Consider the following 10,116-nt stretch of genomic DNA (forward strand, 5'->3'; position numbering starts at 1 on the left):
CCAAGTGGAAGCTCAGATCACCAAGCTCAAGCTGGTCAAGCGGCAGATGTACGGGCGCGCTAAGCTCGATCTCCTTCAGGCTAGGCTGATTGGCGCGCCATAAAAACAAACACGATCATCGAATATGCGTCAGAGCCAGCGTTCGACGCACATCGGGGTGAAGTTGCTCTCCGATTCTACAATGTGACGCTTCCCAACACGCTCGACCATCTGGGATCGCTGAGGTCGTAAGAGCGGCAATGTGTGGGTGAGAGATGGGTTATTGTTCGATCTGGCATCGTCAAGCCTCGAGCAGCGCACGGTGACGACTATAGGCGCCTGTAATGCCGCGAGTGCGGCAGGTGCCGGACTACGGGTTCGGTATTGCAGATGCTGGACTCGCGACTGAGTTGAGCCATGCGACGCGTGCGATGTCGAAGGCGGAGTTCGAATCGCCGAGATAAACTCGTTCAACATCGACCACATGATCAAGGTTTTACAGACGCTGTGCGGTGATTTTCTCGCCGATCATGATTTGTGCATCCCAAATAAACCGTAGCTTCGTAAGATTGGCAACAGCTCATGAAGGTTGTTAATCGTGTAGTCTGGATGCGCCGCTTGCAGGCGCGCCTCGGAAACAAATCCCCCGGTAATGGCTATACTTATCAGTCCGAGATTCCGTGCAATATCCGTTTCGATCGGCATATCGCCGATGATGAAAGTTGACGCTGGGTTCAAGTTGTTCTTCTGCATGTATAGACGAAGTCGCTCTCCTTTGCTTGTCGATTTGTATTGCGTGTCGCGGCTTTCGAACGCGAGCACATCGTCGATGCAGTCATTGATTCCAAGTCTTCTCAATTGGTAGCGCAGAGGGTCGACTATATGGTTGCTCACGATGATGGACGAAGCCCCTTCTCGGCGCGCCAACTCCAAGACTCTGCGCGCGCCCTCGCGTAGATCCGCTCTGCCCGCAAGAGCCTCATAGGCGTCGTGAAACATTGCACTCCCATCGCGATCCACCGTCGCAAGCTCGTCTCGCGATAGTCCGAGGCTGCGATAAAGAAGAGACAGCGGAACGTCGCAATGTTCCCGGAGCGTCTTCATGTCGATCGTTGTACGACCAAAGCGATCTAGAATTGCATTGGTGGTTTCGAGCAGTGCGTATGCATCATCAAGCAACGTTCCATTCCAATCGAAGACGAGAACCGGTTTCATGATCTGACCTTAAGCATAGATTCCGTGCGGGTGCCACCGTCGTTCGCCACGTATAGTAGCACCGAACTACTACGGCCTGGGCATCGACACACTAGATGAGTTGAAATGCTGGCGAGAATGGAGACGATTGACGCTCGCGATCAATCGAGCAAGTTTCATTTGGACTCCTGGGCCGGCGCTGCGAGGCCGTCATGATCGTACGGGCTCTTTTCGGTGTCCCAGCAATCCACGTGCCACCAAAGCCATTTGCGAGCCTTGCTTGAAGAGGGCAAAACCATGTTCTTCGGCTCCGGCGACGGAATACTCGCGTCTCAGTGTCTGGTCTCCGACATTAACGTCTTCAGCCGGATACGGCTGAACACGACAACGCGAAATGTTGAATATGATGGAGGCGCCATTCGCAAGTGTTCGCGGGCGGCGCTCCATGGAGACGGGGCCTTTGCGCTGAAGACGCTCCGGTTTGGCATGGTGAAGTCGGGCTTCAGCAGGCGACTGCCTGAGCAACACGCGATTTGAGGACCGCGCAGCGATCTTTCGTGGCGAGCACTCGCGGTCCTTGGCAGACTCGAGCTTCGCTGAAGACGCCTCAGGTCCGATCATCATCCGGCTTGGGGACGCGGCCCTTGCCATCGCACTTATGTCAACGGTTACATCCAATGCACGGGCAGGGCGAAGAGGCTAAAGGCCTCGCACAATTCCCGCCAGAATATCTGCCCGTTTAAGGCATTTTCCACCCGTAGCAGCGCAGAAGCTGCATCGCGTGTCGCGCAAGTTACGTCATCTAAAAGCGCACGTTCCTGCGACCTACAGTGATCGCGAACCGCTTCGCAAGATTTGGTGGCCGACAGTTGACGAAAGCAACAGGGCTCAGACAGAAGAAGTTGAGCTGCTGCAAGAACACGCAAGGCTTAGAAATATGATCCTAGCCTGGGCATGTCCCCGCCGGGTTAACTTTGTAACTGGCCGCCCGGCAGGGCTCGTGGCAGCCTTATTGTGTTCCGGCTTGTGGACCGTGGAGGATGGCGCGCGTCAAGACTTCGACCCGTTCGGCAATTTGGCGAATTCGCCTCGCCACGTCCTCGACTGCGGTCATGTCCACCGGCTGCGTGCAGGAAATTGAGCTCGTCTTCGCGTTGAGGTCCCTCAGCTCAGCCTTGCAGCGATCTAACTCCGCGTTGAGCATCGTAACTTCATTCATCGCCGTTGCCCGTATTGCCGTTGCTTCCGAGAAGATGTTTCTTCGGAGCATGCACCTGATTGCAATCTTTGTCGGGCTCGCATGGCTCCACATGGGTAGGGGGCATCTCGAAAGGCACAGAACGGCCAACCCAAACACCGACCCGGTCGTTCACGCGCACAGCTGCAAATGGAGTCCCCATACCCAATTTATATAAAAGGAATGAATTTCAATGGCACGCGCACGCATTCCTCTCAGCAAAGCCCGGGCGACCGGCCGCACTCGCAAGAATGCAAAACGATTTTCAGGCCCGCAAAGAGCCAAACGGCTTGGGTCCGTTAGGCGAACCGCCGAAATGCTTAGGCAACCGCGCGAGCGCGAGGCGCGGCGACGCTCTGATGACCTTCGATGGCTCAACCCGGAGCCACCGGACGCAGTGACAATGGCAAGTGGGCTGGTTGCGCGGCAAATCGGAGGCGAAGACGTTGGCGCAGGCTCTGAATCTTCTCAGAATGATGCTGAATTCCATTGGCGGCTAGCTGTCCGACGCATCGAAAGTAATGATGCCGGAAGTGGAAGATGCTGAAGACCGGGCCGCGAAATACTTCTAGCTCATTCTCAAGTACTCTTGCCTGAATGGGCATCTCCAAGCAAGAGTGTAGAAGCCCGGCTGAACCGGACTTCCGCTGTTGTCGGTCGCTCACTTCGGATTGTGATCTGCCCATACGATCAGACGCCATCGAATGGTGTCCTTGTGCTGACGTATGCGCATAATTCCTTTGCGGAGGCAATGTGTGGCCTGCTGCAATTCCGATTTCGCGATGACAGCCCATTCATCGGTAGAGAGCGGCGAAGGAGCCGCGACTCCCGGCCCCTGATCCTGATCGAAAGAGTCGCTGTTAGATTACTGTAGGTAGTTGGCGTTCTTTATAGGTAGCCACCCGACTTCTGTCACTAGAGTGAAGCCGGACTTGACCTCTCGGGACTTACCGAATGTAGTGCTGTTGCTGCTAACATCAGCGTTTGGCCCGCAGTCCGGAAGGGTTGCGCGGGCAATCGGGGCCCTCGCAAGCTGGCGGTTCTCCCCGATTCGTCACGACCTGAACACGTTTCCCGGAGTGCAGCCGCAAATAGCGGAACCTTATGCCGGCTATTCACAGGGCCTTCCTGTGGACAACCTCATTATTCGGAAGAGATTTCGCCGCGCACGCGCTCGGCGCATGGATTAATTATGACACCCAAACAGAAAGCCGCGCTGGCATCTGGCACTACGATGCCGGGATAAAGCAGGGAGGCGAAGTTGCCCAATCCATCATAAGGGAGTTTCCAGACGGTTTCAGCGAAACGAAACGCGCAGAACTCGCCTAACAGGCTGGCGCTCCCTTTGGGCCGCCGTGACGGCAACTCATGAGCGCTTCCAGTGCCGGCGATGGGGTGGGGCCTTCGCGCCGGTGTCTCGCGATATCGAGAAACCCTTTTAAAGTGCGGCTTCGGTCACTGCCGGCTTTTGCGTTGAGCGCGTCTTCATCGAGCGGTCCCGTCGGGAGATGATCCGCCTCCACGGTGCGGACTGGCATTCGGCGGAGAACCGACAGCTCGAGGCATGAACGTCACCCGTTGCAAGCTCGTCGTTTTCACCATCCGATTGTCTGACCCGAGGTATCCTAAGTTCCATGACGGCGCCCTTGAACCCATCATAACAACATCACGAGCACCGGCATGCTTCGAGCGAGGGCAGCTTGTGAAGCCAACCGAGTTGCTGGGTTGATCAGAACCAGGAATCCATCAGGTGAACAAGCTGGGAGCCCGCCGTATAAAACGCCTCCTGCGCTGCACGGAAGCGCTGGGATTCAACCGCGGTGACCGGCAACGGCAGGTCGTTCTCCGCGATCTGCCCCAATACATACGAAGCCAAAACACTGCCAAACACAGTGCTTGGTGCGATTCCGCGGCCGTTATAGCCACTGAAACCGATGACGTTGCGGTCCAGCTTGTGAAGACGGGGCAAGTTGTCGGAGGTCATTCCAATCATGCCAAACCAGCCGGTTTCAAACTGGACGCCCCGAAGTCCTGGAAAAAGCTTGTGCAACGATCTTTGGGCCCAAGCGCGGTGAATAGATCGCCCAATCCCCTCAAGCGCACCAACACTGCCAAACACGAGTCGCCCGGAGCGATCGAGGCGAAACGAAGAGAGGACTTCTCGAGTGTCCCACACACCCTGCCGCTCAGGCAGGATAGACTTTCTCAGATCGTCGGGCAGAGAAGGCGTGCCAAAGTTGAAATAGGGCAGTTGAATCTGTTCCTGCCGTACCTCAGACCAAAGTCCTTTGCTATAAGCGTCCGTCGCGACGACCACCCAGTCGGCCTCTACAGATCCGCTTTCGGTGCCGACTCTCCAGCGGAAACCATTCTGTTGCGCCATGACAGCCTCACTATGAGTAAATATCCTGGCTCCCATCGCGAGCGCGGCCCGCGCTAACCCTCGCACATAAGCCAATGGCTGTATGGTGCCGGCGCGCTTATCGAGCAGCGCGCCGGTGTAGTCGCCACCGCCTACTTTGCTGCGTGTTGCCTCCGCATTTAGCACCAGGACGGGCGCTCCACGCTTCTGCCACTGTTCGGCACGGGCCTCAACCTCCTCCAAGCCCTTACGTCCGACCGCACAATGCAGGGTGCCGGCACGTTCGACTTCACATTCGATGTGGTGCTTTTCGATGAGCTCGAATACCGTCTGCGGTCCGCGGCCGAGCTGTTCAAGTAACCGTTCTCCAAAAGGCGCGCGGAGCGCGGCCGGAAGCGCCTCAGGCATGAGCCACATGCCCGCATTCACGAGCCCGACGTTCCGCCCGGACCCGCCGAATCCTATTTCAGACGCCTCCAAAAGCGCGACACGCGCTCCACCTTCAGCTAGATGAAGGGCCGCCGACAGCCCGGTATATCCACCGCCAATCACGACGATATCCGCTGCAATTTCATCGGTAAGTGGAGCAGTTTGTGGCGCTGGTGGCGCAGTCAGCACCCACAGTCCGTGTGATCGTCGATTGTTTCGCATCCGCCAATCCTCTTACAAGTAGCTTCTTGATCGACCCGAGGTCCAGCAGCAATCGTGAATACCGGTGGCGGACCTCTCTAGTATCCAAAACTGACGTGCCAGCGCCACACTGACAGGCAAATCGCAGGACAATGGGCAGTTCGTCATCACCCCGAAGATGGGGCAGAGCTTCTAAGTTGTTGATCTGTTGAGGGCACGCGCAGCACCCCGCGGCGGTGCGCCGGAGCTCCGACTGCGCGAACAAAGCCAAAGCCCATCGGCGCTTGCTCTGGAACGCGCCTTTGTGCGAGACAATGGGTCCCAAAAGGGCAGCAAGGGGACCGCACCGTGACAGCCTCTCTTGATGGCGAAATTCGCGACGGCCGCCATCATATGCAGATCCGGGTCTATTTCGAAGATACCGACTCCGGCCAGATTGTTTATCACGCAAATTTCTTGCGCTTCATGGAACGCGGCAGAACGAACTATTTGCGCCTGCTCGGAACGAATCAGCAAGCATTACTCAAAGAAGCCAAGAACGATGCGCGCGGTGTTGCCTTCGTTGTGCGCTCGATGACGATCGATTTTCTAAAACCGGCGGTCTTGGATGACATTCTTGACGTCGTCACAGTCCCGCAAGAGGTGAGGGGCGCGTCGATTGCCTTGCTGCAGGAATGCAGGCGCGGCGACGATCTCCTGGTCACAGCACGTGTACGGGTAGCGTTTATCTCAGCTGGAAAGGCGCAGCGCATCCCGAAGTCGCTGCGGCTCGCTATGGAAGGGCATAGATAAATCTGCCGCCTCATTCACGCTTTTGCCTTGCAGCGCTCCAACGAAATCAAGTCATCATGGCGGCATAAGTTAAAGCAAATGGGCTGCGGCAAACACCGGACGGCTCAATTGCACATCCAAAGCCGGACGAACCAAAAGCCGGCGAAGAACGAAAACAAATCGGACTTCGTCGGCCGCTTCGGTCACAGCGACCACAGCGAAACCTGCGTCAAGGATGACGGGCCGATTGGCGACTGGCGCGGCCCGGGCAGTTTTGTTCTTGATTCCTCGATCCGGTTGAGAGGTTCCCGTCTGTTGAGTGAATCTCAATCGATCCGGTGAGTGCAGCAGGAGAGTGATGAACAAGACGGTATCCAGGCTCGTGCAGGCAGTTGCGGACATTCCCGATGGCGCGACGGTCATGATTGGCGGTTTTGGAGGCGCGCGCGCTCCGGTCGATCTGATCCATGCGCTTCTCGTGCGACTCCATGCGTCGGGGCGCCCCAAGCACCTCACACCAGTGAACAACAATGACGGCAACGGTCACGTCGGTCTCGCGGCATTGATAGAGCGTGCGGCAGTAAAAAAGTTGATTTGCTTGTTCTCGCCCTCAGCAAATTCGCGCGCGTTTCTCCAGAAAGTACCACGCCCGACAGATCGAACTCGAACTCGTTCGCCAGGGCACATTGGCCGAGCGCATCCCCTGGTCGCGAAAGTCGAGGGACAAATGTATTTGCAGGAGTGCTGGCTCAGGGCGGATTTTGCCCTGATTAAGGCGGAGACCGCTGTCGGGTAACCCTGCAAGGCCCGCTTCGATCGCGGCGATCTCCTCCTCGAGCTGCTGATTGACCGGCTGCAATCGAAGCCGTCAATCGCCTTGAGATCGACGGCCCAGTGGTCGGCGATGCATGCGCAGGTCTTCTAAAGCCTCCCATCCCCTAGCGGGCGTATCCTTCCATAATCAATTCGACCGCAGTCGACACAACACCCCACTAGCTGAATTCGGAAAATTAGTCGCCCCCTCGTTCTCGTCAAACGCTGTGGTCAAAGTCTCGGGACCAGAGCGAAAATCGGCCCCGAGCGACACGGGGGGTGTCGGGGACGGGCCCGTGCATTCCAGTGTGCCACCGGCGGTGATCGGCACACCGATATCGGATGGTCATTTCAGGCTGCGCCCGTGATCAAAGACCCTCTGGTGGTCGTTGCCGCTTCCGAGGTTCTCTTTGATCAGCATCGGACCACTCCAGCATCGAACCGTTCCTCCGCGGCGAATCCCTTTCGGCCCCGGGTGTCTTCCCGGCAATTAGCACGGAGCGGGGATTCCGGATTGGCAAGGCAAGACTTGTGCGCGTGTTCTTGGGCGGCATTCGCCCCGTAGGCAAGACGCGACTGTCCCGCAGTCCAGTCATGCGGCCGGATTTAGCCCCATAAAAAAGATACGTTGGCGGATCATTTGATCGTAAAAAGATGCGTATACAGATCATAATTTGACACTCGAATTGACAAAAGATACCTTTTCGTACCTCTCACGGCAAAAAGACAACGAAAACAGAGAAAACAGATCATGGAGCGGCACTCAGAAGCGACCCACCAGCTCGGACGGCTCCTCCGTGACGCGAGGAAACAAGCGGGCCTGACTCAAAAGCAGGTGGCCGAACGCGCAGGCATTTCCAGGCCACGTTACCGGGATATCGAACAAGGCGACGCTGCTGCGCGGGCGAACACGCTTATCAACGTCGCGCGCGCGCTCGGCATGGAGTTGATGCTGATCCCACAAGCAATGGTCCCTGGCGTCAACGCTCTGCTTCGCCCTTCCGACGACGAAGACCGACCAGCATTCACAACCGACACGGATGATGATGATTACCCAGGTCCGCGCCCCTAACACCATCCAGTCGCTCGACGTGCTTCTTCACGACCTCAAGGTCGGAACGGTCGTGCGTACGCCAGGCGATTTCAACGCCTTCAGTCTCGACCGAGCCTATCGAGCCATGGAAAGGCCTCCGATCTTCAGCCTCTCGTTGCGCTCCGCCCATGGTGGTCTCCGTAAGGACCCGAAGCCTGTAGCGCACATGCTGCCGGCGTTCTTCGCAAACATGTTGCCCGAGGACAAGCTCCGCGAGGCGATGGAAAAACATCATGCGGGAGTCGTAAGGCAGGGAAACGACTTTGATCTATTGGCGGCGCTCGGCGCGGACCTGCCAGGCGCGGTGCGGGTCCTACCGAGCGACGGCAGCACCACGATAGCGGCTCGAGAAATTCCAGGCGAGATCAAAGCTCGGTTTTCCTTGGCGGGAGTTCAGATGAAGCTGTCTGTGACGAAGAACACGGGCAAGGGGGGCGGCCTGACTTTGCCAATCGGCGACGAGCAAGGTCAGTACATCGCGAAATTTCCTGCGACCAATCTGGTAGGATTGTCGGAAAACGAGTTCGCGATCTTGGCGTTATCCGACGCCCTCGGAATGGATGTACCGGAACGCGAGCTTGTAGAAAAATCCGATTTCGAGGGAATACCCGAAGAGTTCAACACCCTGTCGACCGGCAAGGTCCTGCTGGTGAAGCGTTTCGACCGAGGACCCGCAGGCGCCCGAATTCACATCGAAGACTTCGCTCAAATCTTCGGCCGGCAGCCATCCAAAAAATACGATGACGCTTCGTACCACGACATCGCCTCCGCGCTGAATGTGGCGGTATCGACAGGAGCCGCACTAGAATTTGTTCGTCGACTAGCCCTTGCCGCGCTTGTCGGCAACGGCGACATGCACTTGAAGAATTGGTCCACGATATATCCGGGCGACGGTTGCACTCCGGCGATCGCGCCCGTGTACGACGTCCTATCGACCACCGCATATTTTCCAAAGGACAATATGGCCCTGTCGTTGGGAGGAGAGAAATCGTTCAAGGCTCTCACGCCGGACCGCTGGCGAAAGTTTGCCAATCGGGCGCGGCTGCCCGAACCGGCGGTGATCTCGGCCGTCGAGGAAGTCGTTTCGTCCGCGAACGATCATTGGTGGAATCTCCCGGAGCGGGATGTCGTTCCGATCGCCGTCCTCGAGAAGATCGATGCCAAGATCAGGGAGATGAGCTTGGTTCTAGATCCCGGCGACCCTCCGAAGTCTTTGCCTAACGCTTGAAGGGTTGCGCGAAATCGCTACAATTCGATACCTTCCCGCAAAGAGCGGCGTCGGCTCGTTTTAGTAGCGCGAAAAATCTGTTGCTCCAACCATCGGCTCAGGTCCCAAGGATGTTGAGGAAGAAGCGAACGGGCCTGCCCTGGATCGCCGGCGGCGTCGTTGCTTATCGCTGTCTGGAGCGCGCTTGCCTGGGCTGCAACACAAACGAAATCGCTGCCCTGGAAGTCGTCAGGCGAGCCAAGATGACATGCAGGCAGCTTGTGCGCTGTCCATGAATCAGTTCCTCAAAATAGCAAATCTCAAAAACCGCAACAACCAAACGACCGATAGGTAACTTCACCTAAGTAGTCACAGTAAAAGGTCCAACCCCGCAGGCGGCCGCAGACCTCGCAACCGGCTCGGTCGATGCGACCGCCTTGTTTGCCGGCACCGTTGTACCCGAAATCGGCATCAACGCCGCGACGACGACCGACGGGGACAGGCAGCGCTTACGGCTGCCTCAAGCTGTTCGTCAACACGGAACGCCATACACTGGCGTGAACATTGTGCCGGTCGAGCACAGGCTGAACCAGATTGGCCCATCCAGGCGCTTCCTTACGGCTCGGGCCGCAGTGACGGTTTCGCCCGGCGCAGGGAGGTGGCAGACCGGCGATACATCTAGCATTACAGTTGCTTTTTTGATTTGAAGTGGGCGCGTTGAGCGGCAGCCTGGTGAGCTCTGCGCCAGAAGGGCCATGCGATAATGTGTGCGGGTTGAATCCGCTTCCGCGCAAGTCTGATAGCAATGCGGCGGATTTCCTGGATTGACC

Annotated in this window: 8 protein-coding genes; 5 read left to right on the forward strand and 3 right to left on the reverse strand. The window is 57.3% G+C overall.

Annotation, left to right across the window (positions count from 1 at the left end):
* Positions 1–507 precede the first annotated feature (507 nt).
* From AC0L30_RS41685 to AC0L30_RS41695, 3 genes are all read right to left on the reverse strand, one after another.
* Positions 508–1,194, reverse strand: a complete 687-nt coding sequence (locus AC0L30_RS41685; RefSeq protein WP_473309210.1) for an HAD family hydrolase — start codon at positions 1,192–1,194, stop codon at positions 508–510.
* A gap of 988 nt (positions 1,195–2,182) precedes the next feature.
* Positions 2,183–2,392: a hypothetical protein gene (locus AC0L30_RS41690; RefSeq protein WP_473309209.1), complete on the reverse strand. Its 210-nt coding sequence runs from the start codon at positions 2,390–2,392 to the stop codon at positions 2,183–2,185.
* A gap of 1,747 nt (positions 2,393–4,139) precedes the next feature.
* A complete protein-coding gene (locus AC0L30_RS41695; RefSeq protein WP_473309208.1) occupies positions 4,140–5,423 on the reverse strand; it encodes an NAD(P)/FAD-dependent oxidoreductase in 1,284 nt (427 codons plus the stop codon).
* A 327-nt stretch (positions 5,424–5,750) separates the two neighbouring features.
* Between AC0L30_RS41695 and ybgC the strand changes: the two genes are divergently transcribed.
* The 5 genes from ybgC (at position 5,751) to AC0L30_RS41720 (ending at position 9,307) form a co-directional block, all read left to right on the forward strand.
* Positions 5,751–6,194, forward strand: coding sequence for a tol-pal system-associated acyl-CoA thioesterase (gene ybgC, locus AC0L30_RS41700; protein ID WP_473309207.1), 444 nt, complete (start codon positions 5,751–5,753; stop codon positions 6,192–6,194).
* A 27-nt stretch (positions 6,195–6,221) separates the two neighbouring features.
* Positions 6,222–6,515 (forward strand): hypothetical protein, encoded by a 294-nt coding sequence (locus tag AC0L30_RS41705; RefSeq protein WP_473309206.1) that lies wholly within the window; start codon positions 6,222–6,224, stop codon positions 6,513–6,515.
* 16 nt (positions 6,516–6,531) lie between these two features.
* Positions 6,532–6,969, forward strand: coding sequence for a CoA-transferase (locus tag AC0L30_RS41710; protein WP_473309205.1), 438 nt, complete (start codon positions 6,532–6,534; stop codon positions 6,967–6,969).
* 768 nt (positions 6,970–7,737) lie between these two features.
* The gene (locus AC0L30_RS41715) at positions 7,738–8,058 is read left to right on the forward strand and encodes a helix-turn-helix domain-containing protein (RefSeq protein ID WP_473256310.1); all 321 of its coding nucleotides are present in this window, start codon (positions 7,738–7,740) and stop codon (positions 8,056–8,058) included.
* Complete coding sequence (locus tag AC0L30_RS41720) at positions 8,027–9,307, forward strand: type II toxin-antitoxin system HipA family toxin (protein WP_473309204.1); 1,281 nt, start codon at positions 8,027–8,029, stop codon at positions 9,305–9,307. The genes AC0L30_RS41715 and AC0L30_RS41720 overlap by 32 nt, the downstream gene beginning before the upstream one ends.
* Positions 9,308–10,116: the final 809 nt, after the last annotated feature.

This window comes from Bradyrhizobium sp. MI1.11, from assembly GCF_055811255.1.